The sequence below is a fragment of the Paenisporosarcina sp. NPDC076907 genome (assembly GCF_050269735.1).
Lineage (GTDB): Bacteria > Bacillota > Bacilli > Bacillales_A > Planococcaceae > Paenisporosarcina.
Genome location: NZ_JBNNIX010000001.1, coordinates 1,431,574 through 1,456,880 on the forward strand (window position 1 = coordinate 1,431,574; position 25,307 = coordinate 1,456,880).

At 37.8% G+C, this 25,307-nt stretch carries 30 protein-coding genes; 22 read left to right on the plus strand and 8 right to left on the minus strand.

The genetic code is table 11. From position 1 onward, the window contains the following. Nucleotides 1-17 precede the first annotated feature (17 nt). Together ACQKEV_RS06940 and ACQKEV_RS06945 are read right to left on the minus strand one after the other, a co-directional pair. Nucleotides 18-881: a metal ABC transporter permease gene (locus ACQKEV_RS06940; protein WP_427444857.1), complete on the minus strand. Its 864-nt coding sequence runs from the start codon at nt 879-881 to the stop codon at nt 18-20. Continuing rightward, complete coding sequence (locus ACQKEV_RS06945) at nt 881-1,624, minus strand: metal ABC transporter ATP-binding protein (protein ID WP_427444703.1); 744 nt, start codon at nt 1,622-1,624, stop codon at nt 881-883. The genes ACQKEV_RS06940 and ACQKEV_RS06945 overlap by 1 nt, the downstream gene beginning before the upstream one ends. 326 nt (nt 1,625-1,950) lie before the next feature. Between ACQKEV_RS06945 and glpK the strand changes: the two genes are divergently transcribed. The 6 genes from glpK (at nt 1,951) to ACQKEV_RS06975 (ending at nt 7,606) form a co-directional block, all read left to right on the plus strand. Next, complete coding sequence (gene glpK / locus ACQKEV_RS06950; protein WP_427444706.1) at nt 1,951-3,441, plus strand: glycerol kinase GlpK; 1,491 nt, start codon at nt 1,951-1,953, stop codon at nt 3,439-3,441. A 12-nt stretch (nt 3,442-3,453) separates the two neighbouring features. Beyond that, nucleotides 3,454-5,097: a glycerol-3-phosphate dehydrogenase/oxidase gene (locus ACQKEV_RS06955; protein WP_427444709.1), complete on the plus strand. Its 1,644-nt coding sequence runs from the start codon at nt 3,454-3,456 to the stop codon at nt 5,095-5,097. After that, nucleotides 5,097-6,017, plus strand: a complete 921-nt coding sequence (locus tag ACQKEV_RS06960) for an alpha/beta fold hydrolase (protein ID WP_427444711.1) — start codon at nt 5,097-5,099, stop codon at nt 6,015-6,017. The genes ACQKEV_RS06955 and ACQKEV_RS06960 overlap by 1 nt, the downstream gene beginning before the upstream one ends. Further along, the gene (miaA, locus tag ACQKEV_RS06965; protein WP_427444714.1) at nt 6,014-6,943 is read left to right on the plus strand and encodes a tRNA (adenosine(37)-N6)-dimethylallyltransferase MiaA; all 930 of its coding nucleotides are present in this window, start codon (nt 6,014-6,016) and stop codon (nt 6,941-6,943) included. Before ACQKEV_RS06960 ends, miaA begins: the two co-directional genes overlap by 4 nt. 65 nt (nt 6,944-7,008) lie before the next feature. Then, nucleotides 7,009-7,236, plus strand: a complete 228-nt coding sequence (gene hfq, locus ACQKEV_RS06970) for an RNA chaperone Hfq (RefSeq protein WP_427444717.1) — start codon at nt 7,009-7,011, stop codon at nt 7,234-7,236. 70 nt (nt 7,237-7,306) lie between these two features. Next, on the plus strand, nt 7,307-7,606 hold the full coding sequence (locus ACQKEV_RS06975) for a rhodanese-like domain-containing protein (RefSeq protein WP_427444720.1): 300 nt from the start codon (nt 7,307-7,309) through the stop codon (nt 7,604-7,606). A gap of 17 nt (nt 7,607-7,623) precedes the next feature. Here the strand turns inward: ACQKEV_RS06975 and ACQKEV_RS06980 are convergent, their stop codons facing one another. Then, nucleotides 7,624-8,250 (minus strand): trimeric intracellular cation channel family protein, encoded by a 627-nt coding sequence (locus ACQKEV_RS06980; protein ID WP_427444721.1) that lies wholly within the window; start codon nt 8,248-8,250, stop codon nt 7,624-7,626. A 155-nt stretch (nt 8,251-8,405) separates the two neighbouring features. Between ACQKEV_RS06980 and ACQKEV_RS06985 the strand changes: the two genes are divergently transcribed. The 3 genes from ACQKEV_RS06985 (at nt 8,406) to glnA (ending at nt 11,539) form a co-directional block, all read left to right on the plus strand. Further along, nucleotides 8,406-9,671 (plus strand): aminotransferase class I/II-fold pyridoxal phosphate-dependent enzyme, encoded by a 1,266-nt coding sequence (locus ACQKEV_RS06985; protein ID WP_427444724.1) that lies wholly within the window; start codon nt 8,406-8,408, stop codon nt 9,669-9,671. Between the two features lie 113 nt (nt 9,672-9,784). Next, nucleotides 9,785-10,165 (plus strand): MerR family transcriptional regulator, encoded by a 381-nt coding sequence (locus ACQKEV_RS06990; RefSeq protein WP_427444727.1) that lies wholly within the window; start codon nt 9,785-9,787, stop codon nt 10,163-10,165. Nucleotides 10,166-10,204: 39 nt separating this feature from the next. After that, nucleotides 10,205-11,539 (plus strand): type I glutamate--ammonia ligase, encoded by a 1,335-nt coding sequence (gene glnA / locus ACQKEV_RS06995; RefSeq protein WP_427444728.1) that lies wholly within the window; start codon nt 10,205-10,207, stop codon nt 11,537-11,539. A gap of 135 nt (nt 11,540-11,674) precedes the next feature. On the opposite strand, the gene ACQKEV_RS07000 is transcribed toward glnA, so the two are convergent. Then, nucleotides 11,675-11,848 (minus strand): hypothetical protein, encoded by a 174-nt coding sequence (locus ACQKEV_RS07000; protein ID WP_427444730.1) that lies wholly within the window; start codon nt 11,846-11,848, stop codon nt 11,675-11,677. Between the two features lie 293 nt (nt 11,849-12,141). Here ACQKEV_RS07000 and ACQKEV_RS07005 point away from each other — a divergent pair, with 293 nt between their 5' ends. From ACQKEV_RS07005 to ACQKEV_RS07015, 3 genes are all read left to right on the plus strand, one after another. Beyond that, on the plus strand, nt 12,142-12,327 hold the full coding sequence (locus ACQKEV_RS07005; protein WP_427444733.1) for a hypothetical protein: 186 nt from the start codon (nt 12,142-12,144) through the stop codon (nt 12,325-12,327). 223 nt (nt 12,328-12,550) lie between these two features. After that, a complete protein-coding gene (gene rlmN, locus ACQKEV_RS07010) occupies nt 12,551-13,621 on the plus strand; it encodes a 23S rRNA (adenine(2503)-C(2))-methyltransferase RlmN (RefSeq protein WP_427444736.1) in 1,071 nt (356 codons plus the stop codon). A 189-nt stretch (nt 13,622-13,810) separates the two neighbouring features. Further along, on the plus strand, nt 13,811-14,056 hold the full coding sequence (locus ACQKEV_RS07015; RefSeq protein WP_427444739.1) for a phage holin: 246 nt from the start codon (nt 13,811-13,813) through the stop codon (nt 14,054-14,056). Nucleotides 14,057-14,293: 237 nt separating this feature from the next. On the opposite strand, the gene lexA is transcribed toward ACQKEV_RS07015, so the two are convergent. Next, nucleotides 14,294-14,914, minus strand: coding sequence for a transcriptional repressor LexA (gene lexA, locus ACQKEV_RS07020; RefSeq protein ID WP_427444741.1), 621 nt, complete (start codon nt 14,912-14,914; stop codon nt 14,294-14,296). A gap of 170 nt (nt 14,915-15,084) precedes the next feature. Here lexA and yneA point away from each other — a divergent pair, with 170 nt between their 5' ends. From yneA to ACQKEV_RS07050, 6 genes are all read left to right on the plus strand, one after another. Beyond that, nucleotides 15,085-15,402 carry a cell division suppressor protein YneA gene (gene yneA / locus ACQKEV_RS07025; protein WP_427444744.1) on the plus strand — a complete coding sequence of 106 codons (318 nt, stop codon included), beginning with the start codon at nt 15,085-15,087 and terminating at the stop codon, nt 15,400-15,402. Next, complete coding sequence (locus ACQKEV_RS07030) at nt 15,402-16,061, plus strand: YneB family resolvase-like protein (protein WP_427444746.1); 660 nt, start codon at nt 15,402-15,404, stop codon at nt 16,059-16,061. Before yneA ends, ACQKEV_RS07030 begins: the two co-directional genes overlap by 1 nt. 67 nt (nt 16,062-16,128) lie before the next feature. Then, nucleotides 16,129-16,362: a DUF896 domain-containing protein gene (locus tag ACQKEV_RS07035; protein WP_269924832.1), complete on the plus strand. Its 234-nt coding sequence runs from the start codon at nt 16,129-16,131 to the stop codon at nt 16,360-16,362. Nucleotides 16,363-16,450: 88 nt separating this feature from the next. Continuing rightward, entirely contained in the window at nt 16,451-18,457 is a 2,007-nt protein-coding gene (gene tkt / locus ACQKEV_RS07040; RefSeq protein WP_427444749.1) for a transketolase, read from the plus strand. Nucleotides 18,458-18,736: 279 nt separating this feature from the next. Next, entirely contained in the window at nt 18,737-19,192 is a 456-nt protein-coding gene (gene sirA, locus ACQKEV_RS07045) for a sporulation inhibitor of replication protein SirA (protein WP_427444751.1), read from the plus strand. A gap of 78 nt (nt 19,193-19,270) precedes the next feature. Further along, nucleotides 19,271-19,489: a YneF family protein gene (locus ACQKEV_RS07050; RefSeq protein ID WP_427444753.1), complete on the plus strand. Its 219-nt coding sequence runs from the start codon at nt 19,271-19,273 to the stop codon at nt 19,487-19,489. 71 nt (nt 19,490-19,560) lie between these two features. On the opposite strand, the gene ACQKEV_RS07055 is transcribed toward ACQKEV_RS07050, so the two are convergent. Together ACQKEV_RS07055 and ACQKEV_RS07060 are read right to left on the minus strand one after the other, a co-directional pair. Continuing rightward, a complete protein-coding gene (locus ACQKEV_RS07055) occupies nt 19,561-20,490 on the minus strand; it encodes an alpha/beta hydrolase (RefSeq protein WP_427444755.1) in 930 nt (309 codons plus the stop codon). Between the two features lie 11 nt (nt 20,491-20,501). After that, complete coding sequence (locus tag ACQKEV_RS07060) at nt 20,502-21,404, minus strand: hydroxymethylglutaryl-CoA lyase (RefSeq protein WP_427444757.1); 903 nt, start codon at nt 21,402-21,404, stop codon at nt 20,502-20,504. A gap of 82 nt (nt 21,405-21,486) precedes the next feature. Here ACQKEV_RS07060 and ACQKEV_RS07065 point away from each other — a divergent pair, with 82 nt between their 5' ends. Next, complete coding sequence (locus tag ACQKEV_RS07065) at nt 21,487-22,674, plus strand: acetyl-CoA C-acetyltransferase (protein ID WP_427444760.1); 1,188 nt, start codon at nt 21,487-21,489, stop codon at nt 22,672-22,674. 17 nt (nt 22,675-22,691) lie between these two features. Continuing rightward, complete coding sequence (locus tag ACQKEV_RS07070; protein WP_427444763.1) at nt 22,692-22,949, plus strand: YqkE family protein; 258 nt, start codon at nt 22,692-22,694, stop codon at nt 22,947-22,949. A gap of 60 nt (nt 22,950-23,009) precedes the next feature. On the opposite strand, the gene ACQKEV_RS07075 is transcribed toward ACQKEV_RS07070, so the two are convergent. Further along, on the minus strand, nt 23,010-23,156 hold the full coding sequence (locus ACQKEV_RS07075; RefSeq protein WP_427444766.1) for a hypothetical protein: 147 nt from the start codon (nt 23,154-23,156) through the stop codon (nt 23,010-23,012). A gap of 507 nt (nt 23,157-23,663) precedes the next feature. Here ACQKEV_RS07075 and ACQKEV_RS07080 point away from each other — a divergent pair. Together ACQKEV_RS07080 and ACQKEV_RS07085 are read left to right on the plus strand one after the other, a co-directional pair. After that, complete coding sequence (locus tag ACQKEV_RS07080) at nt 23,664-24,218, plus strand: sigma-70 family RNA polymerase sigma factor (RefSeq protein ID WP_427444769.1); 555 nt, start codon at nt 23,664-23,666, stop codon at nt 24,216-24,218. Further along, a complete protein-coding gene (locus tag ACQKEV_RS07085; protein ID WP_427444771.1) occupies nt 24,215-25,303 on the plus strand; it encodes a DUF4179 domain-containing protein in 1,089 nt (362 codons plus the stop codon). Before ACQKEV_RS07080 ends, ACQKEV_RS07085 begins: the two co-directional genes overlap by 4 nt. Nucleotides 25,304-25,307 lie beyond the last annotated feature (4 nt).

Consider the following 25,307-nt stretch of genomic DNA (forward strand, 5'->3'; position numbering starts at 1 on the left):
AAATCCTCCAATAATTTTTATGATTGAGAATGCATTTCTCTTTTTCGTGCACTCTTTAATGATCTCCATACCACACCTTGCTTTGGTGAAAATAAAAATGCAAGTATGAATAAAACGGTAGCTGCAAGAACAATTGTTGCACCTGACGCTAAATTGTAGGTGTAACTGAAATACAAACCTAGAATGGATGACAATATGCCAATTCCAGCAGATAGATAAATCATGACCCATAGGCGATCAGTCAACAAATACGCAGTCGATGCCGGTGTAATGAGCATAGCCACCACCAAAATAATTCCAACTGTTTGCAAAGAAGCAACTGTTACCAATGTCAGAAGTGCCATTAAGAAATAATGAATGGCTTTTGTTGGAAGTCCATATGCTGCAGCCATTGTTGGATCAAATGAACTGACAAGAAGTTCTTTGTAAAAGATAAAGATACTAATGAGCACAAAAATTCCAATCGCAAGTGTTGACCACATTTCAGTCGGTCTAACTGCCAAGACATTCCCGAATAAAATGTGATACAGATCAGTACTACTCTTCATAAATGTAATAAGAATAATTCCAGATGCAAATGCAGCAGTAAACATAATCCCTATCGATACGTCATTTTTAATTCGGCTGTTCTGGCTGATGTAACCAATGCCAATCGCGGTCAAAATGCCAGTGAAGACGGCACCGATAAAGAAGTTAATGCCAAGCATGTAGGACAATGCAACACCAGGAAGGACAGCGTGAGAAATTGCATCTCCCATTAATGCCATGCCCCGTAAAATAATAAAGCAACCGATGACCCCACAAATGATGCCGACCATCATCGACGTGAGCAACGCTTTTTGTAGAAATTCATATTGTATTAAAGCATCAATAAAATTCATCATGATGTCACCTCCGTACCAAGGATTGGAGAGAATTGATTTGTATAAGCCTTGTTCAAGACGGCTGGTTGGAATACTTTTTCAACAATACCATGCTCAATCAATTCTTTATTAAGTAAAATCAATTCATTGAAGTAATCACTGGCTTTGCTCAAGTCATGGTGGACAACAACGACAGTCTTTCCACTATCACGAAGTTCTTTTAAAATCGAAATGATTTTTTCTTCACTTGTCACATCCACACCGACGAATGGTTCATCCAGAAAGTACATTTCAGGTTTCTGAGCCAACGCACGAGCCAAAAATACTCTTTGCTGCTGTCCGCCAGAAAGTTCACCAATTTGGCGATTCCCATAGTCAGCCATGCCAACTTTCTTTAAGCATTCCAAAGCCCAATCTTTATGTTCTTTCTTAGGGCGCTTGAAAATCCCCAAGTTTGGGTAGGTGCCGATTAGGACCGTATCCATTACGGTAATCGGAAAATCCCAATCAATATTGCTACGTTGAGGAACATAAGCAACTTTGGTCTTCATTTCTTTAATCGATTTGCCGAGTATCTCAACTTTACCCGTATCTTTTTTGATGAGATTCAATAAGACTTTCAACAAAGTAGATTTCCCTGCTCCATTGGGCCCTATAATCCCTACTAAATTTCCTTCTTCCACTGTAAAAGTGACATTTCTTAAAGCTTCGTTTCCGTTGTACGAAACAAATAAATCGTTTACGGCAATAGCTGTTGTCATTCTTAACCCCTCCTAATAAATAAATATCTATATACATGAAATTTTTATATGAAAATAATTATTTCCCGCTCGAAAAAAAGTTTCCTTAGAACAACTATATGCGAGAACTTGAAATTAAGCAACTACAGAATAGTAAGAATTTTATTTTTAGGGCTTGATTGAAGAAAATATACTTAGCGATTTAGCAGCATAAATTCTTATGATCGAAATGATCAATTGGCGTTTCATGTACATTGATTTAGGAAAAACAGTATAATTAGAGGAAATAATTTCTTGAAAATCGACACGATGTAAAGTTAGGAGTAATTTTTCGGGGGGACTTGAGTATGGGCGAATTTATAATGGCGATTGACCAAGGAACAACTAGTTCGAGAGCGATTTTATTTAATAAAAAGGGTGAAATTGTACATACGTCACAAAAAGAATTTCAACAATATTTTCCTAAGCCTGGCTGGGTTGAACATAACGCAAATGAAATTTGGGGTTCAGTTTTATCGGTAATTGCCGCTGTACTGACTGAAAGTGGTATTCAACCGACTGAGATTGATGGGATCGGAATTACCAATCAACGCGAAACGACAGTGGTGTGGAATAAAAAGACTGGTCGTCCGATTTACAATGCCATTGTTTGGCAGTCCAGACAAACTCAAAAAATCGTAGATGAACTAAAAGAAGAAGACTTGGAAAAGTGGTTTCAGGAAAAAACCGGACTTCGCTTAGATCCTTATTTCTCAGGAACAAAAGTTAAATGGATATTGGAAAATGTAGAAGGTGCTGAAGATTTAGCCAAGCAGGGAGATTTATTATTTGGAACAATAGACTCCTGGTTGATTTGGAAGTTGTCTGGTGAGAAAGTGCATGTGACCGATTACTCAAATGCATCAAGGACCCTACTATTTAATATCCATGATTTGAAATGGGATGAAGAAATTTGTGAAAAGTTAAACATTCCATTAACGATGCTTCCTAAAGTGGCATCCTCTTCTGAAGTGTATACAAAAACAGATCCTTCAGTTTTCTATGGAGCTGCAGTGCCTATAGCCGGAGCAGCTGGAGATCAACAGGCGGCACTTTTTGGACAATGTTGCTTTGATAAAGGCATGGCGAAAAACACTTACGGTACAGGATGCTTTATGTTGCTGAATACAGGTGATACCGCTGTTACATCTGAAAACGGTTTGTTAACAACCATTGCATGGGGATTGGGTGGTCACGTAACGTATGCTTTGGAAGGTAGTGTGTTTGTCGCAGGTTCTGCCATTCAATGGCTACGTGACGGTCTTCGAATGGTGAAAAATGCTACTGATAGTGAATCATATGCTAAGAAAGTAGATTCAACAGACGGGGTATACGTTGTGCCCGCGTTTGTCGGACTTGGGACACCATACTGGGATTCAGATGCTCGAGGAGCAATTTTCGGTCTAACGCGAGGAACATCAAAAGAGCATTTTATTCGTGCTACACTTGAATCTCTAGCCTATCAGACAAAAGATGTTCTAGATGCTATGGAACAGGATGCAGACATGAAAGTGGAAATCTTGCGAGTAGACGGAGGAGCCGTTAATAATGAATTTTTGATGCAGTTCCAAAGTGACTTGCTTCAGCTTGAAGTTGAATTGGCAAAATTAAATGAATCAACGGCTCTTGGTGCGGCTTACTTGGCAGGCTTAGCTACTGGCTTTTGGTCAGATTTAAATGAAATCGAAAAAATGCGCAGTAGTAAAAAAACTTTTACACCTAAAATGGAAGAAACAAAACGACAAGAGCTATACAGTGGTTGGCAAAAAGCAGTGGAAGCAACTCGTCTGTTCAAATAAGGAGTGATACTTATGCTATCAGCAATTGGACGTCCAAAATTAATGAAAACATTAAATTCCTTTCAATTCGATTTACTCGTCATCGGAGGGGGCATTACAGGCGCTGGGATTGCATTAGATGCTGTAACACGCGGTTTATCAGTCGCTTTAGTTGAAATGCAAGATTTTGCTGCAGGTACGTCCAGTCGGTCAACCAAACTTGTTCACGGTGGACTTCGCTATCTGAAGCAATTGGAAGTGCAAATGGTGGCAGAAGTGGGGAAAGAACGTGAAATTGTTTATGAAAATGCTGTGCATGTAACTGAACCCGAGTGGATGTTATTGCCTTTTCATAAAGGTGGAACATTTGGGCCGATTTCAACTTCAGCTGGACTTCGCGTGTATGATTTTTTAGCCGGAGTCAAAAGAGATGAACGCCGTAAAATGCTGTCTTCAGAAGAAGCGTCGAAAAAAGAACCACTGTTGAAAACAAAAGGGCTCCGGGGAGCCGGTTACTATGTGGAATACCGTACTGACGATGCGCGTCTGACAATTGAAGTCATTAAAAAAGCGGCTGAAAAAGGGGCCGTTTGCGTAAACTATGTAAAAGCCGAATCATTTATATATGAACAGGATCGAATTGTAGGTGTTGATGTAGTTGATCAACTTTCAGGGGAATTGGCAACGATTCATGCGACTAAGGTAGTCAATGCAACTGGACCTTGGGTAGATCAAGTCCGTGCTAAGGATTCAATTGAAAATGGCAAACAGCTTCGTATGACAAAAGGGATACATGTTGTGATAGATCAAGAGGATTTCCCGTTAAAACAGGCAGTTTATTTCGATACACATGATGGACGCATGGTTTTTGCAATACCTCGCAACGGTAAAACGTATGTCGGTACTACAGATACTTTTTATGATAGTGATCCCAAAAACCCATTGGCGACTAGTGAAGATGTCAAGTATCTTCTTGAGTCCATAACGTCAATGTTTCCTAGCATACAGTTGTCACCTCAACAAGTAGAGTCAACATGGGCTGGTATTAGGCCGCTCATTTTTGAAGAAGGAAAAGATCCATCGGAAATTTCCCGCAAAGATGAGATTTGGGAATCGGCAACTGGTTTGATAACGATTGCAGGCGGCAAACTAACGGGCTATCGCAAAATGGCGGAAATGGTTGTCGACCGTGTCATTGCAATTTCCAAATTACCTTATGGTACCTCTAGAACCAAAAACCTTCCATTATCAGGGGGAGATATGGGAGGGTCAACACGGTTTGCATCCTTTGTGGAAATGAAAGCTTTGGAAGGTCAACGATATGGATTGACATATGACGATGCACGTCAACTTTCAGCTTTTTATGGAACTAATGTCGATCAATTATTTGCCTATGCGAGTGTTCTCCAAGGAAATGTCTATGGCTTGCCACTGCCTTTGGCGGCGAGACTTGCGTATGGTATAAATTTTGAAATGACTTGTACACCAGCGGATTTCTTTGTTCGCCGAACAGGAGATGTGTACTTCAACATTGGCGAAGTTTATTCTTATAAAGAACAAGTGTGTCAAATGATGAAAGCACAACTCGGCTATACAGATGAACAATTGGATTATTATCGTTTTGACCTAGAAAATCAATTGAATGCAGCCACATCATTCCGAGAGGAGAATGCATAATGACGAAAAGTATCCATTATGTAAAGATGTCTGATGGTCATGAAGTGTATACCGTAGTCTATAAACCCCAAAATACTCCGATTGGTCATATCCACATATTACACGGCATGGCAGAGCATATCGGACGGTATGAAGAATTTGCTCAATTTTTGGTTAACAAAGGATATGTTGTGTCAGGACATGACCATCGTGGGCATGGTTTTACAGGACAAAAAAATAATCAACAGGGTTTCTTTGCGGAAATGGACGGTTTTGAACGTGTGACAGAAGATGTTCGTGAAGTTTTACAAGATGTGAGAACAGATTTAAGCTGTGATAGTCCGATTCTTTTTGCTCATAGTATGGGCTCATTCATTGGCAGACGCTATATTCAAAAATATGGGCATTCCGTTTCTAAAATTGTTTTATCAGGAACTGGGGGACCAGCTGGTTTTTCAGGGAAAATAGGAAAATTAATTGCTTCTGGATTTGCGCGAGTAAAAGGAACTCAACTTGAGAACCCTTTACTGAATAAGATGACATTTGGCAAATTCAATAAAGCATTTACTGATGCAAAAACGGAATTTGATTGGTTATCTTCAGATTCTGCCGAAGTTCAAAAGTATTTGAATGATCCTTATTGTGGATTTGTAGCTAGTAATCAATTATTTGTCGATTTAATAACAGGATTAGATAAGATACATGACTCAAAAGAAATAGCTAAAATCCCTAAATACCTCCCGATTTTAATGGTTTCCGGGACGTTAGATCCCGTAAGTCAAAACGGAAAACAACTATGGGGAGTTGCTGAAAAACTTAAGAAAGCAGGACTCACTGATATTACGGTTGTTCTAGTAGAAGGTAAAAGACATGAATTACTAAATGAAATTAATAGAGAAGAAACATTTGAACTCATTATTAATTGGATGGAGAAGAAATGAAAGAATTAGAAGTGTTATCCATAGTTGGACCAACTGCGTCCGGTAAGACAGCTTTATCAATAAAGCTTGCAAAGATGTTGAATGGTGAAATAATTAACGGTGATTCCATGCAAGTTTATAAAGGATTAGATATTGGAACTGCCAAAATTACTTCTGCCGAAATGGAAGGAATCCCACATCATTTGTTGGATATAAAACAACCGGATGAAACTTTTTCGGTTGCCGAATATCAGAAATTGGTGCGTTCGAAAATTGATGAAATTAGAGCAAAAGGTAAGTTGCCTATTCTTGTGGGCGGTACCGGACTTTATGTTCAATCAGTTTTATATGACTTTCAATTCACTGAGGAGCGGGTTGATGAGACGACCCGAAACAAATATTATGAGCAATTAGCGGCACTGGGACCTGTTGCCATGCATGAGAAGCTTAAGCAAATTGATCCTAAAAGTGCCGCAATAATACATCCTAATAACACCCGCAGAGTAGTGAGGGCGTTGGAAATTGCAGAACATACGGATACAACAAAATCTGCCGAACCGCATAATAATGGGCATGAAGCAATGTATGTCCATGTGATTTTGGGACTTGATGTCGACCGGGAAGTGCTGTATGAACGTATTAATCTGCGAGTTGACAGTATGATTGCCCAAGGTTTGGTTCAAGAGGCAAAGCTTTTGTGGGATGGAAACATAAGAGAAACTCAGTCAGTACAAGCCATCGGCTATAAAGAGATATTCTCATATTTCAGGGATGAAATTTCATTGGAAGAAGCGATTGAGCAAATCAAACAGAATTCACGTAGGTATGCTAAGAGGCAACTAACTTATTTCCGTAATAAATTACCCGTGGAGTGGATTGGGCCAAAGACTTCCATGTCGGAAATTCTTCCAATAATAAATAATATTAAGCAGGAATCCACTCTTTAAAAGCGAATACTATCAGTGAGATAATTAATTACCCACTCTTGAGTTGATATTGGAGGAACCAAACGATGAAATCAATTAATATGCAAGATACTTTTTTAAATCAATGTCGAAAAAACAATATGTTCGTGACTGTCTTTTTACTAAACGGTTTTCAATTAAAAGGCCTTATAAAATCTTATGATAATTTCACTGTGTTGTTGGAGTCGGACGGAAAACAGCAATTAATTTATAAACACGCGATTTCTACTTTTGTACCAGCGAAAGCAATTTCTATTTCTACTGAAGAAGTATAATCAATTATTTGACTGTATACCTATAAGGGTATAATATGATGATTGTATTTATTTGATTGGAGGAATAAACATGAAAACGATTCAACCTGAAGAATTGCAAGCAAAACTTGACGCTGGTGAAACAGTTCACATGATCGATGTACGAGAAGCGGATGAAGTTGCAAATGGGATGATTCCTGGTGCACAGCATTTGCCATTAGGATTAGTTGAATTTAAACATCAAGAATTAGATAAAAGTAAAGAATATGTTATGATCTGTCGCTCTGGTGGTCGCAGTGGACAAGCATGTCAGTTATTAGAATCTCAAGGTTTCGATGTAACTAACCTTTCTGGCGGAATGTTAGATTGGAAAGGCGAAGTTCAACAATAAAAAAACAGCTTAACTCATTATTGAGTTAAGCTGTTTTTTTCAGATTGTTGCAAAGTCCGGAATGGCAGTCGCCATTTCTTCATATAGGAAACAACTCGTAAGGTCGTCGTAATCAAGAACAATATATAAAGTGATATGTCGCTAACGACTAATCCAACTCCGATAACTAATCCAGTAACCGCAGCCCATACTGCATAAATTTCATTTCGTAAGACCAAAGGTTTTCGTTTGGCCAAGACATCACGTACGATCCCTCCACCTGAACCTGTCAGAACAGCTGCAACTACTGTTGCGCTAATCGGCAATTCGAGTTGAACAGCGAATAAAGCACCTTGAATGGCAAAGGCGGACAAGCCGATAGCATCGAAGAAGTTTCCCCAACGATTCCAATGTTTCAATAAATTTTGTGGAAATAAAAAGACTGCGGTAATCGCAATTAGTGCAATTTGGAACATCATTTCCTGTTCCCAAAGTGCAGATACCGGAACACCTATAAGTAAATTTCGAATTGCTCCACCACCAAATGCGGTAACAATTCCAAGTAAATACACTCCAAATAAATCATATTCTTCTTCCATCGCAACAATTGCTCCAGAAACCGCAAACGCAATTGTTCCAATTATACTTAATACATCCCACGCCACTTTACATTCCTCCATAAATCAATAGAACGGATTAAATTGTAGCAGATTTTCAGTCAATTACAATAGCTTTCAGTTGGTTCCCTATATAAATAGTTGACGATACTAGTGGGGCTGATAAGATGAAAAAGGAAAATAGAAGAATTGAGGCGTAAACCATGACATTTCAGACAACATTGACATCAAATTTATTAGATAAAGCCAAACAAATTGAACTAATTATTTCCTCTCAACATGAAGCTGCGAATCAAATCGCTTTTTTAAATCAGGAAAAAGTAATCACTGCATTCCGTAACAACCATGTTAGCGATTTTCATTTACATCCTTCAACGGGCTATGGATATGACGATGAGGGAAGAGACAATTTAGAAAGAGTGTATGCTGAAGTATTCGGGAGTGAGGCAGCACTTGTGAGAGCGCAAATTATCTCCGGTACACACGCAATTACAATAAGTCTATTTGGAGTCCTTCGCCCAGGTGATGAACTTCTTTATATAACTGGTAAGCCTTATGATACTTTGCAATCCATTGTAGACGGTGGCGAGCAGGATACGGGTTCTTTAAAAGACTTTAATATTTCCTATCAACATGTCGATTTACAATATGATGGACAAATCAATTGGTCAGAAGTAGAACAAGCCATCTCTGAAAAAACAAAAGTCATAGCCATTCAACGTTCAAAGGGGTACGCAAACCGACCGTCATTTACGATCGAACAAATTGAAGTGATGACAAAAAAAATTCGGACTTTAAAACCTGAAGCCATTATTTTTGTCGATAACTGTTACGGTGAATTTGTAGAGGAACTTGAACCGACCAATGTTGGAGTCGATTTAATGGCCGGATCTCTTATTAAAAATCCAGGTGGTGGGCTTGCTAAAATCGGGGGATATATAGCAGGGAGGAAAAAATATGTGGATATGTGCGCTTATCGTATGACTTCTCCGGGTATAGGAGGAGAGGCTGGGGCATCTTTAAATACATTGGCAGATATGTATCAAGGGTTTTTCTTGGCACCACATGTTGTTGCGCAAGCGGTTAAAGGGGCAATCTTCACTTCAGCAATGCTTGAAAATGTTGGAATGGATACGTCTCCTCATTATTTGGAAAAACGCACGGACCTCATCCAATCCGTATCTTTTAAAACAGCTGAACAAATGATTCGTTTTTGCAGAGCTATTCAAGCTAATTCTCCAATTAATGCTCATTTCGCACCCGAGCCTGCATATATGCCGGGATACGAGGATGATGTCATTATGGCGGCAGGTACATTTATTCAAGGATCCAGTATTGAATTAACAGCAGACGGTCCCATCAGACCTCCATATACAGCGTTTATTCAAGGCGGGTTAACGTATGAGCACGTGAAATTCGCCATTCTTTCAGCTGTGCAACAATTGCAAACAGGACAAGTTGACAAATGAATTCATTCCTCCTTTATGTGGAGGAATTTTTTCATGTTAGATAATATGACATGAACTTGACAGGAAACCTTACATATATTATGATAAGACTTGTGAAAGCGGAGGTGACTTTTGTGAGTCAGCAATTAAGAAGGTCAATGCCATTACTACCTATTAGCATAGTCATGCAGCTCACAGAATTAACTGCACGACAAATTCGCTATTATGAAGATCATGATTTGATACACCCTGCACGTACCGAAGGAAATCGACGAATGTTTTCATTGATTGATGTCGACACTTTACTTGAGATTAAAGATTTTCTTGAGCAAGGAATCAATATGGCGGGAATTAAGAAATTATTTGAAATGAAAAACCAGCCAATCGTTCAAGAACCGAAAGCGCAATTGACAGATGCAGAACTTCGAAACATCTTGCGTATTGAAATGCAACAGGCAGGTAGATTTCAGAAAGCTTCATTAAGACAAGGGGATTTATCTCGTTTTTATCATTGAGCGAGTAAGAATATAAAATTTTTAGGAGAGTGACAAGAAGTGAGCAAGTACACAAAAGACGACATTCATAAGTTTGTTAAAGAGCAAGAGGTTAATTTTATCCGTTTACAATTTACTGATATTCTTGGGACGATTAAAAATGTTGAGATACCTGTAAGCCAGCTTGAAAAAGCTCTCGACAATAAAATGATGTTTGATGGTTCTTCAATCGAAGGATTCGTTCGTATTGAAGAGTCAGATATGTATTTAGTACCTGATTTGAACACATGGGTAGTCTTCCCATGGATTACGGGTAAAGGGAAAGTTGCAAGATTAATCTGTGACGTAAATAAAGCCGATGGGTCACCATTCCCAGGAGATCCACGCAGTAACTTAAAACGTGTATTAAAAGAAATGGAAGAGTTAGGTTTTACAGATTTCAATTTAGGGCCAGAACCAGAATTTTTCTTATTTAAATTGGATGAACGTGGTGAGCCTACGCTTGAACTAAATGACGCTGGTGGCTATTTTGACTTGGCACCAATGGATTTAGGGGAGAACTGCCGACGTGATATCGTTCTAGAATTAGAAGAAATGGGCTTTGAAATCGAAGCTTCCCATCACGAAGTAGCCCCAGGACAACATGAAATTGACTTCAAATATGCAGATGCTGTAACTGCATGTGATAATATTCAAACGTTTAAATTAGTTGTTAAGACAATTGCCCGTAAACACGGATTGCATGCGACGTTCATGCCAAAACCATTGTTTGGTGTGAATGGTTCAGGGATGCATATGAACGTTTCTTTATTCAAAGGAAAAGAGAATGCATTCTTTGACGAGACTGGTGACTTGAAGTTAAGTGAAACAGCTTATCAATTCATGGCAGGTATTCTGAAACACGTACAAGGATTTACAGCGATTACTAATCCGACAGTAAATTCGTACAAACGATTAGTACCTGGATACGAAGCTCCATGTTACGTTGCTTGGTCTGCGCAAAATCGTAGCCCGCTAATCCGAATCCCATCTTCACGCGGAATAAGTACACGCGTAGAAGTGCGTTCAGTGGATCCAGCTGCTAACCCTTACTTAGCAATGGCAGTAATTTTAAAAGCTGGTCTTGATGGAGTCAAAAACAAACTTACTCCACCAAAAGCAGTTGATCGCAACATTTATGTAATGAATAAAGAAGAACGCCTTGCTAACGGAGTAGAGGATCTACCAGCTAATTTACACCTGGCTTTAGAAGAACTTGAAAAAAATAGTACGATTCGTGAAGCTCTAGGTGAGCATATATATGCTAACTTCGTGGATTCAAAAGAAATCGAATGGGATATGTTCCGCACGACTGTGCACCCATGGGAACGCGAACAATATTTGAAAATGTACTAAGAAAAAACGTTGGAGTCTTTGAGACTTCCAACGTTTTTTTGAAAAAGTTTATGAAAGACCTGCATTAATTTTGAATATTTGGGATACAACACAAACTAGGTCGAAAACCCATATAGTTCTCGCATTTAAACCAGATTATTTATTTTTCTTGTTAGTTTGTTGATTCTTGTTTTTGTTGTTAACAATATTTTTAGGGTGGGAATCAAATTCTGTAACAGCAAATTCTTCTTTCTGATTGTTGGGGGTTTTATATGTTCCAAAGGGGTTATGCGTTCTTTCGTTCAATGTTTTTTTGTTGTTTTTGCTCATGGATTTTCACCTCCTAGATTCTAATTTGCTCTGTATAGAAGGTTTTATTCTTTTAACTTGAATGGCATGATTCGATTAAACATGTAACAAAGAATAGTACTCAATGGCCAGAAATCGATATATACAAATGAAAAGTGAAGAAATGATAAAAATAATAAATTTTTTGGAACTATTGCATTGAAATTAGGATTAAATGTACAGAGTATGGGTATAAAATAATATAATCATTTCATTTAGTAACTATCACTAAGCTTTCTTTTGTTGAAAAGGAAGGTTTAGTGGGAGGTGATTAAATGCGAAAGGTACAAGGTGTCAAAAGTTTGATGGCTTATTTCGATTCAGTCAACTATCCAATGACTGAAGAAAATTTAATCGATCTAATGGCGCGAAAAGAGTTACCTCACATCAGTCCTATAAGTACTATCCTTATATTCGATCTAAATCATATCGACTGGTGGATTAATGAGCAAAGTAAATAAAACAATGACAAGACCCTACTTATTTTAAGTGGGGTCTTGTTCATGGAAATCTATTTTTTCTTTAACTGACAGCAATATGACTACAGTCTGAGTCACCTTAGAATAAAGATGATATTTAAGTTCATAATGAAAGAAATTATCATTGAAAATTCAATCAGTTGTTATGTTCTCTTGTTTCTAGTAGAATGAGTACTGATTTTGTTTTATGAAAAGAGGGTATCAAATGAAAACATCTATTTTTGGATTGACATTAGAACAGCTGACAGCATGGCTTATAGATAACGGACAAAAAAAATACCGAGCTGAACAAATTTGGGATTGGTTATATATAAAACGTATTACTGAATTTTCGCAAATGGCAAACATTAGTAAAGAATGTATTCAACTTTTGGAAGACAACTTCGTTCTTTACACTTTGGAACAGAGCGTTAAACAGGAATCGGCAGACGGAACCATCAAGTTCTTGTTCAAAATGAAAGATGGAAACTTGATTGAAACTGTCTTGATGCGATTTAAATATGGTTTGTCCGTTTGTGTAACTACTCAAGTTGGCTGTAACATCGGTTGTAGTTTTTGTGCAAGTGGTTTACTTAAAAAGAGCCGTGATTTAACTTCTGGAGAAATCGTCGAGCAAATCATGAAAGTCCAACAGCATCTGGATGAAGTGAAAAAAGAAGAACGAGTAAGCCATATTGTTGTAATGGGAATCGGCGAACCGTTTGATAACTATACGAATTTAATGAGTTTCTTAAGTGTTGTAAACTCTCAAAAAGGACTTGCAATCGGAGCGCGTCACATCACAGTTTCAACAAGTGGAATTGTTCCGAAAATTTATGACTATGCTGACGAAGGTCTGCAAGTCAACTTAGCCATTTCCATTCATGCGCCGACAAATGAATTACGTACACGAATTATGAAAATTAATAAAGCGTATCCAATTGAAAAGCTGATGGATGCAATCGATTATTACTTGGAAAAAACGAACCGACGCATTACGTTTGAGTACATTCTTCTTCGTGATGTTAATGATCACGTGGAAGAAGCGGTGAAACTAGCCAAGTTGCTTGAAAACAAGCGTCACCTGTCATACGTCAATTTGATTCCATATAACCCGGTTGATGAGCATGGTCAATATCAGCAAAGTACGCCTGAAGCAATCAGTGCGTTTTATGATGCACTAAAGAAAAAAGGAATTAACTGTGGAGTAAGACATGAACAAGGTGCTGACATTGATGCAGCTTGCGGGCAGTTAAGAAGTAAACAAATTAAAAAAGCAGACAAAGCGTCAATATAATTAGTTATTCTGTGATAAAAGACGAAAAACGCCAACATGAATATGGGGCGTTTTTCGTCTTTTTACAAATTTATTTAGTTAAACGTAAGAAAAACTCGAAAAAATGTTTAAAGTATGAAGGAATTAATACTAGCTCTCAAGTTTTTGTCATATGATGAGCTAACACCAAAATAATAAGGAGGTTTATCAGTGAGTGAAACAAAGAATCAAGCTCCGTTTGATAAAATGATGATTATTCGGACCGCAATTCTTTTATTAGCTTGGCTAAATCAGTATTTAGTATTAAATGGGAATAGTCCGTTACCTATTAATAGTGAAGAGATTACAATTCTCATTACTTTCGCAGCATCTATGTGGGCCTGGTGGAAAAACAATGATGTACGGTTTAAAGCCAGACGTAATACACAATATTTGAAAGATAAAGGATTAAAGTAAAAGGTCTACCACTATAAGAAATGTTTCTACGGGAAAATGAACACAAAAAGGCCGACTGAAGATGAAAATGTCAGTCGGCGTGATATCGGCTCAAAAATAGTATAGCATACTTTATAATTATCATCAATATTATTTTTGGTATAGTTCATCTAAGAGCAACATAATAATAATAAACTTAAATAAAAGGCTAATCCAAAGTCTATTTAATAGATTTTGGGTCAGCCTTTTATTAAGTATTTAATGGATCTGACGATAAACACCCACAACTTTACCAAGTATTGAAACTTGTTCAACAATTATTGGCTCCATTGATGAGTTTTCAGGTTGCAAACGGAAATATGATTGTTCTTTAAAGAACCGTTTAACCGTTGCTTCATCATCTTCTGTCATGGCAACGACGATATCTCCATTATTGGCAGTCTGCTGTTGCTTAACCACAACATAGTCACCATTTAAAATACCAGCTTCTATCATACTATCGCCCATAATTTCGAGCATGAACAGATTGTCTTCAGAAGTACCGAAAGTTTCAGGAAGAGGGAAAAACTCTTCGATATTTTCGATGGCAGTAATCGGTAAACCTGCTGTCACCTTACCAACCAAAGGAACATTCACTACGTTCGGTCTCAATTCTGTAACATTATCAAGTTCTAAAATTTCTATAGCACGTGGTTTCGTAGGGTCGCGTCGTATTAAACCTTTGCTTTCCAATCTAGCTAAGTGACCATGAACTGTCGAACTTGAAGCAAGTCCAACTGCTTCTCCTATTTCACGTACGGAAGGTGGATATCCTTTTTTTCGAACTTCATCTTTAATAAAAGCTAATATATCTTCTTGTCGTTTCGATACTTTTTTCAACTAGTTCACCTCTTCACTTAAATGGTTGTCTCATTCATCTAAAATTAGTATAACAATCCAACTCCAAAAATGCAAACATAGGTTCTAGTTATTGTTGACAAGAAACAAGTGTTCGGTTTATAGTAGGAGCATATATTCCGAACAAACATTCGGTTCGAGGAGGAATTTACATGAATTGGATTAAAGATAATCAATTTATTTCATTATTAATAGGTGTTACATTCTGTTGTACCTTATTTTTTGTGCATTTTAATGTGAGCCATGAAGAATCATACAATGAAATCTATATAAAAGATGGTGATACTCTCTGGACATTGTCTGAAAAGTATCGAGGCAATACGCCAAAACAGGACTGGATATCAGAAGTGATGGCAGTAAACAATCTGAATACGCAAATGATTCATTCCGGTGATTCTCTAATCATTCCAAACTCTCTGCAGCAATATGCTCCAGATCATGGTGTCGAATTTGCAGGAGACACAGAATGATGGGCAATTCTCATTCAGCAGTTATATATTGTCGTGTCAGTACGGAGAAAGAGGCACAGGAAACTTCGCTAGCCCGACAAGAAGAAGAGTTACGTCAGTTTGCTCATGAACAAAAATATTTTGTAAAAGCCGTATTTATTGATCAGCATAGTGGATATTCCGTTGAGCGAGAAGGATTACTTGATTTAATGGATTATGTTAAAATGCATTCAATCTCCACTGTTTTTATTCAAGATGAGACACGCTTAGGTCGAGGGAATTCCCGAATGGCGATCTTACATATGTTAAAAAAATTAGAGGTCGAAGTTATTTCTTTAAACGATGGTGGTTTTATCCGCTTAAATGAGATGGATACTATGATGTTGGAAATTTTAGCGATGGTAGAAGAATATCAACGAAAATTGCATAACGCTAAAATTCGTAGAGGAATGAGAAGGGCAGTGGAGCATGGTTTCAAGCCTGAAAAGAACCTCAAAGATCAAGGGAATCCAGAAGGAAGAGAAAGAAAAGATATTCCAATTGAAGAAATTGTGAAATTACGTACAAATGGTCTGACATATGAAGAAATCGCATCTACACTAAGAGGTTTCGGTTTTCCTGTGAGCAAAGCCACAGTTCATAGACGATATATTGAGTATAAAGAAAGACTTGGAGGCTAAATACTTGCGCTCCAAGTCTTTTTTGCATACCTTTTAATAAGGTTATTAGAAGAAAGGTGTGTTTTGAATGTTATCTCCAGATAAAATTTCACGAATCAATGAGTTATCCAAAAAATCAAAGTCTGTAGGTCTTACTATAGAAGAAGCCAAAGAACAAACTTCTTTACGCAAAGAATACCTGGAAACGTTTCGTTCTTCCATGAGAAGTACCATTGAAAATGTTAAAGTTGTGGACCCTGAAGGCAATGATGTTACACCAGATAAAGTAAAAGCATTAAAAGAAAAGAAATTTCTGAATTAAATCATCATTTGCTAACCATTGTCAGTTTATCAAAAGTTGACTAAACTAAAGTGTGAAGAAAACTTTTGTATCAGAAAGGGTGTCAATCATGTCTCAACACGTAGATCAGTTAGCCATCACTACCATCCGCACGTTATCAATCGATGCGATTGAAAAATCAAATTCAGGTCATCCAGGTTTACCTATGGGTGCAGCACCTATGGCGTATACTCTTTGGACAAAACATTTACGTCATAATCCAAAAAATCCTAATTGGTTCAACCGTGACCGCTTTGTTCTTTCAGCAGGACATGGTTCCATGTTGCTTTATAGTTTATTGCACTTAGGTGGTTATGATTTACCAATGGAAGAAATTAAAAACTTCCGTCAATGGAATTCTAAAACACCAGGACATCCTGAGTTCGGCCATACTGCCGGAGTTGAAGCAACGACAGGTCCACTTGGACAAGGTATTGCGATGTCAGTCGGTATGGCAATGGCAGAGCGCCATTTGGCTGCAGTTTACAACAAGCCGAACCATGAAGTCGTAGATCATTTTACTTATGCGTTATGTGGTGATGGGGATTTAATGGAAGGTGTTGCAGCAGAAGCAATTTCTCTTGCAGGACACTTGCAATTGGATAAACTGATTGTACTTTACGATAGTAATGACATCTCGTTGGATGGAGATTTAAATAAATCTTTCTCTGAAAAAATCCAAAAACGCTTTGAGTCTTACGGTTGGAACTATATACATGTAGCCGATGGTAATTCACTTGAAGAACTTACAAATGCCATTGAATCAGCTAAAAACCACAAAGGACAACCTACACTTATTGAGGTGAAAACGGTTATTGGTTTTGGTTCTCCGAATAAATCTGGTAAATCAGACGTACACGGCGCGCCACTAGGAAAAGATGAGGCATTGTTAACAAAAGAAAGCTACAAGTGGACATTCGAACAAGACTTCCATGTACCTGACGAAGTTTATGCTGCTTTTAAAGAAGCGGCAGAGAAACTTGGCGGTGTAAACGAAGCGGCTTGGAATGAGCAATTTGCTTCTTATAAAGCGGAATATCCAGAGCTAGCAGAACAATTAGAGCTTGCAATTCAAGGGAAACTGCCAGAAAACTACGATTCAGAGATTCCGGTTTATGAAGTTGGTACTTCTCATGCAACACGTTCATCTTCAGGTGAAGTTTTAAATGCAATCGCTAAAACTGTTCCATCATTCTTCGGAGGAAGTGCGGATTTAGCCGGTTCTAATAAAACGACGATCAAGGGAGCGGGAGATTTCTCAAGCGATTCATATGAAGGCCGTAACATCTGGTTCGGTGTGCGTGAATTTGCTATGGGTGCTGCCTTAAACGGTATGGCCTTGCATGGTGGTTTACACGTATTTGGTGGTACATTCTTCGTATTCAGCGACTATGTCCGACCAGCTGTGCGTTTATCAGCGTTAATGGGACTTCCTGTTACGTATGTATTTACACATGACAGTATTGCAGTTGGTGAAGATGGTCCAACGCATGAGCCAGTGGAACAATTGGCATCATTACGTGCTATGCCAAACTTGTCCGTTATTCGTCCGGCAGATGCCAACGAATCTGCAGAGGCATGGAAATTAGCTGTCTCTTCGAAATCAGTGCCGACTGCATTGATCTTATCAAGACAAAACTTACCGGTACTTGAAAACTCTGCTTCTCTTGCAGCGGAAGGTGTAGCAAAAGGCGCATACGTTGTATCACCAGCTAACAAAGAACAAGCAGATGCTTTGCTATTAGCAACAGGTTCTGAAGTTTCCCTTGCTGTGGATGCACAACAACAGTTAGCTGAAGAAGGAATTGATGTAGCTGTTATTTCAATGCCGTCTTGGGATCGTTTTGAGCAACAAGATGCTGATTATAAGAATAGCGTCTTGCCACAAACGGTTAAAAAACGTTTGGCAATTGAAATGGGTGTTTCATTCGGCTGGGACCGTTACACAGGCGACGAGGGCAGCGTGTTGGGTATCGATCGTTTTGGAGCAAGTGCACCAGGAGAAATTGTCATGAAGGAATATGGTTTCTCTAAAGAAAACGTAGTTGCTCGTGTAAAATCTTTATTGAATAAATAATAATATAAAAGCAAGTAGTGAGCATTCGCCACTACTTGTTTTTTTTCGTCAATAAAAGTGACGTTGCGGAATCGCAGTTCGACAACTTTAGCGAAGGTCACCCTTTATACTTTATAAAAAGGGCTCTGATAAAAGTTATATTGTTCATAGTAATAGGGAGTGCATAACCTTTGCAGATAGATTCGAGCGAGCTAGTTAGCTAATTCGTGGAGAGGGAGCAGGTTCTCGATTATTAATAACAAATTAAAGAACAGAGCCATAAAAGTGGGGGTTTAATATATGCGAACATATAAAATTTTTCACATTAAAAAAGCATACCAACCTTTCGTTTTAGGCCGGGAAAAAATGTTACAGGAAATACTGGGAAAAGATAATTTGCAAGGTAATCAGGATCATAATGAAATGACGTATGTTTGCGAGAAAATCGATGAAGATTTCATCAAGCAAAGTCTTGAAAGAAAACTCAGTCGCTTGTTCTTGCATAATGAACAGGATCTTCACAAACTATTGCTAGAGCATCCTTTAAAGGGTACGATTCACATGAAGTTTGAACCATACTGTGTCCACGTCTGGTGTAAAGGATCACATATGCTCGATCTTGATTTATTTGCAGGACTGTCTGAGTCGAGTGATTGTTATATGGCGTTCCAGCAAGAAGAAGCTTCCTTCGGTTGGTTAAAGCCCATCAAAATCGGTTCCATTCATTCATTTACAGAAATTCTGGACTTCGCCTAGTAAGGAGTTAGGTTTTGTTGTATAATCCTTCTTGGAGATAGAAAGTAAGGTTAAACACCGAGAAGGGGGAAAATAGCAATGGCTTTATGGTTAGCAATTACTTTAATCATCGTGGCGTTATTAGCTGGAGCTGCAATCGGATTCTATGCTGCACGTCAATACATGATGAAGTACTTAAAAGAAAACCCACCAATTAATGAACAAATGCTTCGCATGATGATGGCTCAAATGGGTCGTAAACCATCTGAAAAACAAGTAAAACAAATGATGAACCAAATGAATAAAATGCAAAAATAAAAAATAGCACTCCGAGAGTGCTATTTTTTATGGTTTCGTTTATCTAGTTTTGAAAGCGGATTACGTTTTTATTAATTTGGTAAAAGTTTATACGTATGAAGAAATTCTGCAACTGTTTTTTCATATTCCTCAGCATTTTGATTAAATGATTGGGCATGAGGACCAATTTCAAAGAGTTTCAATTGTTTAGGTCCCTTTTTCAACTCATAAAGTTCCTTGGTCATTTCTGGTAAAATAAAATCATCGGGCAGACTATGAATGAATAAGACGGGTTTCTCGATACGTGATACGGCTTCGCGAGGAGAAACGAGTTTCATTGAATAACCGTCGCGTACCCTTAAAAAGACATCTGCCAGTTTTATGGCAAGACTCGTTCGGAGAGGAGTTTCTTTCTTCATTAAATATAAAAGTTGATCGGTAAAATCAGAAAACGCACAATCCGCTATATAAAAGTGAGCTTGATCTTCCAAAGTCCCTGCGTACAGAATAGTCGTAGCCGCTCCCATCGATTCTCCATGAATCCCTATAATTGCATCTTCTCCAGCATAATTTTTTACAGCCTTGACGATAGCCTGCAAATCCATTTTTTCATAATGACCAAAACTGGTTGTTTTCCCTCCGGAATCACCATGTCGTCTATGATCATAGACAACGGAATTAAAACCTAGCCGTTCAAAGAGACGTGCATATTTTACTGAATTAATTTTGTTTTCTGTTACACCGTGACATATGACGACGAAGTTATTCGTGTCTAACGGTTCCAGAAAAATTGCTTTGACCGGGTATCCATTAGGACTGTCAATCCATTTTTCAGTTTTCCTCACTACCTTGAACCATGCCTCGTCAAATCTCTTGGCCGTTATCTCACGATTTAAAATAAAATCATCGTCTTTTTTCTTCAAATACATAAGTCTGTTCGTAAACACAAAACCAAAAATCGCCGCTCCTGCGGTCATAATACTCGAGAGAATACTGGTGATCCAAAGAATGCGACGCTTCATGGGAATTCCTCCTATGTTTGATTTAACTCGTATAGTCTAAACATGCCCGTATCAATTGGTCTTGAAACGTGAGGAGCTATAATCGAAACCGCTTCACATAGTTTGTTCAGATCGATTCCAGTGTTTACCCCCATTTTATGTAACATATTCACCACATCTTCAGTTGCTACATTTCCAGTTGCGCCAGGAGCGAAAGGACAACCGCCCAATCCACCTGCTGAAGTATCGAATCGTGTAACACCTGCCAAAAGAGCAGCATAAATATTGGCGAGGCCCATCTTTCTTGTGTCATGAAAATGTGCGTTCATTAATACATGTGGAATTTCGCGAATTAATAAAGAAAATAGTTCATAACTCTCCTGTGGATTAGCCATGCCGATCGTATCAGCCACACTAAGTTCATCAACACCCCAGTTTGCGAACTCCTTGCATAAAGCCAAAGTATCTTTACTATCGATTTTACCTTCATAAGGACAATAAAAAGATGTAGAAATACACGCCCGAACAAAAATCCCTTGTTGTTTTAATTCCGCTATGACAGGTTTCAAATCTTGCATGCTTTGCGCTGTGGTTTTATTTATGTTCTTTAAATTAAATGAATTACTTACACCAACAAAAACTGCCACACTATTTGCTCCTGCAGAAAGTGCACGTTCAACCCCTTTAGAATTTGGTGTCAAAACGATTTGGCGTCCTTGCTTGTGAACCTCTTTTACAATTTCGTATGCATCAGCCATTTGAGGAACCCATTTTGGGGATACAAAAGAAGTGATTTCCATTTCTTCAATACCAGCTGCTTGCAGAGCATGAATAAATGCCAATTTGTTATTTGTAGTAACCTCTTTTTTCTCATTTTGCAAACCATCTCTTGGGCCGACCTCGATAATTGTCACATTGTTTGGTAAACTAAACATATCATCCCTCCTTCATTCTATTGTAATGATGGGATAGGGGTGCTAGCAAATATATTTTCTTAGGGGATTAGGAGGATTTATAATGTCAACAAAAGAAGTGGTTGTCGTGAGTGCTGTCCGTACAGCAATTGGTTCATTTCAAGGGTCATTAAAAGACGTACCGGCTACGAAGTTAGGTGCGATTGTCATAAAAGAAGCGTTAGCAAAAGTAGGTCTTGAACCTAATCAAGTAAGTGAAGTAATCATGGGGAATGTTTTACAAGCTGGTCTTGGTCAAAATCCTGCGAGACAGGCATCGATTCAGGCGGGTCTACCAGAGACGATACCATCGATGACAATTAATAAAGTATGTGGATCTGGATTGAAAGCGGTTCATTTGGCAACACAGGCAATTATCGCAGGGGACGCGGACATTGTTGTAGCAGGTGGAATGGAAAACATGAGCCAGGCTCCATATTTATTGAAAAATGCACGCGAAGGTTTCCGTATGGGGGATCAAAAAGTAGTGGATAGCATGATTTCTGATGGCTTATGGTGTGCATTCAATGATTATCACATGGGCATTACAGCAGAAAATCTTTGTGATCGTTACGAAATTACCCGTGAACAGCAAGATGAGTTCTCAGCTCGTTCACAGGAACGTGCCGTGCAAGCAATAGATGCTGGGAAATTTAATGAAGAAATCGTAGCTGTCGAAATTCCACAACGCAAAGGAGATCCGATCGTATTCGATACGGACGAATATCCAAAACGAGGAACTTCTGCTGAAAAATTAGGTAAATTGCGTCCAGCATTTAAAAAAGAAGGCAGTGTCACTGCAGGGAATGCTTCAGGTATCAATGACGGAGCTGCTGCGGTTGTCGTGATGTCTAAAGAAAAAGCAGACGAGTTAGGTTTAACTCCGTTAGCAACGATCGTAGCGAACGCATCAGCTGGTGTCGATCCATCAGTGATGGGAATTGGTCCGGTTCAAGCGGTTAAAAATGTTTTCGAAAAATCAGGTCTATCTATGGCAGATATTGATTTAGTAGAAGCGAATGAAGCTTTTGCCGCACAGTCAATTGCGGTTGATCGCGAACTTGCATTTGATCATGACAAGCTGAATGTAAATGGTGGAGCGATCGCTCTAGGGCATCCAATTGGCGCGAGTGGCGCACGTATTTTCGTATCTCTTTTGCATGAAATGACGAAACAAGATGCGAAGACAGGGTTAGCAACATTATGTATTGGTGGCGGACAAGGGGTCGCAACAATTGTGAAAAGAGCATAGGCAGAAGGTGAAAAAAGATGGCAAAAAAGAAACAGCAACAGCAACAACGCAGACAACCTGAGCGATCTGAACAATCAGGCAATACTTTAGCAGATCAATTGCAAGGGGATGTGCTTGAAAAACTGAAGTCAGCTAAAAAGCAGTTGCAAGATACAGAGCATCAACAGGAAGAAGAACGCCTGGCGCAAGCTGAATTTGATCGTAAACAAAAAGAAAAAAATAAATCATTTGCTGAACTTCTGGATGAGTATGGCATGAAGGGCAATAAGTTTTAAGCAAAAGAGGACTTCAAATTTTTGAAGTCCTTTTGCTTTGTCATTATTAGATGAAACTATTCATTTTAAGGAATTAATAACTAAGACAATCAAGTATAGAGGCACGCCAACGATCATCATACCAGCTATAAAATAACTCATGCTTTTTAACACGAACTTAAAGATATCAAATATGGCACCAGCAAAATCATCAATAAACTTTGGCACTCACATTGCCTCCTATTGAAACATATTTAAGTAACGTGTTCAGACTAAGACAAAGATTCCACATATAAATAGTTTCATCCTTCTAAAAAGAGTTTGATTAAAATTATCACATATATGAGCTACTAATGGGAATCGATATGCTTATCGTGAAGACTAAAATAATTGATTTAATATAAAGTAATATACATCACCTAACTTATTTTTCAGTAAAACAAGACCATCATTTCGATGGTCTATTTTTACGTCCAAAACATCAAGTGGATCCAGTGTGGAATGTTACACTCAAATAACAGTGTAGCTTATTTTAAGAAGCACTATAATAAATTGCCAATTAATATAGACCTTGAAATTCTAATAAAAATAACGACATTTGTTTCAAATGTTATTCATATTGAAAATAAATATTTTTATCTTTTTATAAATTCCAATGAATAATATGAGAATATATCCAAATCTGAACGATGTTTTAAGTATTAAGGCCTTTAAAATCTAATTAGGAGTTGTTGTATGAGAATTACAAGTGAAAATTTTATAAAACATCTTAAAAGAAAGAGAGAAGAAGCACTGGAATATGTAATTGAGGAATATATCGGAATTGTGAAAGCAATTATCTACAATTCCCTCCAATCCTATAATGATCCTCAGTCGGTAGAAGAATGTATAAATGATACGTTTTTAGGCGTCTATGATAATTCCAGACAATTTGAGGGGAATAAGGAAGACTTCAGAAGATGGATTTGTACCATAGCTAAGTTTAAAGCGATTGATAAACAAAGAAAACTGTCAAAATCTGAAATAGTTACTAATATTAATGAAATCAAGAATGCTGTGAAATCAGCCGAAGAGGAATATTTAATATGGTCATCAACAGAAGATATTTTAAAAATGATGACGCAATTAGAACCAGTAGACCGTGATATTTTCACGATGAAATTCTTTTTAAATATGAAAAATGAAGAGATTTCCCAACACCTTGGTTTAACAAAGGCATCTGTTGATAATCGATTGTATCGTGGGAAAAAAAGATTACAACAAATTCGTTTGGGAGGGTTATTGACTTGAAAAAACTATATAAACAATTTTCTAAACTGAATATTGAGATGGATATTCAACCAATGGAAGTAAGCGATCTCGAAAAGGAAAGGGTTAAAAGGACTGTATTGAAAGGGAAAAAGAAGAATCACTTTTCAAGAAACATGTCGGTTGCAGTTGCATTTTTCGTTGCTTCAAGCATCACTCTAAGTTTTGCATTTCCTACCTTTGCAGCGAAAATTCCGGTTATTGGTAATATATTTGAATTATTTAATGATGATGAGAAATATGTTTTTGAGAAATATGATACGTATTCAACAGAAATTGGGGTTACAAAAGAAAGTAATGGGATTAGTGTAACGGTAACAGATGCTGTATATGATGGGGAAAATATTACGGTAGCTTATACCATAAAAAGTGAACAGGATTTAGGAGAAAGACCCGTTTTAATGGGGGAATGGGTTGTTGATGAACTTAAAAATATGTATAAGGATAGTGGTTACTTTGACAGTTATGTTATAGAAAAAATAAACGACAATGAGTACGCAGTATTATATATCTACGAATTAATAGATGGTCCCAAACCGGATGAAGTTCATATAACATGGCATGGAAACAAAATTCTTAATTTAAATAATGTAAATAATACTTTTCATGGAGATTGGTCATTTCAATTTTCATTAAATGCTCTTGAAAGTAAAACACAAAAATTTGCTGATAGTATAAAAAATGAAGAGGAAGATATTGGAGTTGTAGTTACAAAAATGACGGAAACACCTATATCCACAACATTATATTTATCAGAATTTGCAGATGTTCGGAAAATAGCGAAAGAGGATGAAGAATGGCGTGGTGTACTAATTGAATATCGTGTATCTGATAATTTAGGAAATGAGTACAAAACTATTCATTATAATGGTACAGGGCATAGCACAGATTTCAAGGATTATGTGAATTATTCGCGTATAACTACTACAGTTTTTCATGAGGAAGCAATAACCCTAACCATAACACCCATTGTTGGTGTTTACAAAATGATAGACAATAATGGTTCACTTGAACTGGTTAAAGAACCATACGCTATTGAATCAATACAGTTACCATTGAATAAGTAATGTA

Bases quoted from the DNA above. Each gene is read 5' to 3' on its own strand.
- ACQKEV_RS06940 (WP_427444857.1), bottom strand. From the start codon at position 881: ATGAATTTTATTGATGCTTTAATACAATATGAATTTCTACAAAAAGCG.
- ACQKEV_RS06945 (WP_427444703.1), bottom strand. From the start codon at position 1,624: ATGACAACAGCTATTGCCGTAAACGATTTATTTGTTTCGTACAACGGA.
- glpK (WP_427444706.1), top strand. From the start codon at position 1,951: ATGGGCGAATTTATAATGGCGATTGACCAAGGAACAACTAGTTCGAGA.
- ACQKEV_RS06955 (WP_427444709.1), top strand. From the start codon at position 3,454: ATGCTATCAGCAATTGGACGTCCAAAATTAATGAAAACATTAAATTCC.
- ACQKEV_RS06960 (WP_427444711.1), top strand. From the start codon at position 5,097: ATGACGAAAAGTATCCATTATGTAAAGATGTCTGATGGTCATGAAGTG.
- miaA (WP_427444714.1), top strand. From the start codon at position 6,014: ATGAAAGAATTAGAAGTGTTATCCATAGTTGGACCAACTGCGTCCGGT.
- hfq (WP_427444717.1), top strand. From the start codon at position 7,009: ATGAAATCAATTAATATGCAAGATACTTTTTTAAATCAATGTCGAAAA.
- ACQKEV_RS06975 (WP_427444720.1), top strand. From the start codon at position 7,307: ATGAAAACGATTCAACCTGAAGAATTGCAAGCAAAACTTGACGCTGGT.
- ACQKEV_RS06985 (WP_427444724.1), top strand. From the start codon at position 8,406: ATGACATTTCAGACAACATTGACATCAAATTTATTAGATAAAGCCAAA.
- ACQKEV_RS07000 (WP_427444730.1), bottom strand. From the start codon at position 11,848: ATGAGCAAAAACAACAAAAAAACATTGAACGAAAGAACGCATAACCCC.
- ACQKEV_RS07005 (WP_427444733.1), top strand. From the start codon at position 12,142: ATGCGAAAGGTACAAGGTGTCAAAAGTTTGATGGCTTATTTCGATTCA.
- rlmN (WP_427444736.1), top strand. From the start codon at position 12,551: ATGAAAACATCTATTTTTGGATTGACATTAGAACAGCTGACAGCATGG.
- yneA (WP_427444744.1), top strand. From the start codon at position 15,085: ATGAATTGGATTAAAGATAATCAATTTATTTCATTATTAATAGGTGTT.
- ACQKEV_RS07030 (WP_427444746.1), top strand. From the start codon at position 15,402: ATGGGCAATTCTCATTCAGCAGTTATATATTGTCGTGTCAGTACGGAG.
- ACQKEV_RS07035 (WP_269924832.1), top strand. From the start codon at position 16,129: ATGTTATCTCCAGATAAAATTTCACGAATCAATGAGTTATCCAAAAAA.
- tkt (WP_427444749.1), top strand. From the start codon at position 16,451: ATGTCTCAACACGTAGATCAGTTAGCCATCACTACCATCCGCACGTTA.
- sirA (WP_427444751.1), top strand. From the start codon at position 18,737: ATGCGAACATATAAAATTTTTCACATTAAAAAAGCATACCAACCTTTC.
- ACQKEV_RS07050 (WP_427444753.1), top strand. From the start codon at position 19,271: ATGGCTTTATGGTTAGCAATTACTTTAATCATCGTGGCGTTATTAGCT.
- ACQKEV_RS07055 (WP_427444755.1), bottom strand. From the start codon at position 20,490: ATGAAGCGTCGCATTCTTTGGATCACCAGTATTCTCTCGAGTATTATG.
- ACQKEV_RS07060 (WP_427444757.1), bottom strand. From the start codon at position 21,404: ATGTTTAGTTTACCAAACAATGTGACAATTATCGAGGTCGGCCCAAGA.
- ACQKEV_RS07065 (WP_427444760.1), top strand. From the start codon at position 21,487: ATGTCAACAAAAGAAGTGGTTGTCGTGAGTGCTGTCCGTACAGCAATT.
- ACQKEV_RS07070 (WP_427444763.1), top strand. From the start codon at position 22,692: ATGGCAAAAAAGAAACAGCAACAGCAACAACGCAGACAACCTGAGCGA.
- ACQKEV_RS07080 (WP_427444769.1), top strand. From the start codon at position 23,664: ATGAGAATTACAAGTGAAAATTTTATAAAACATCTTAAAAGAAAGAGA.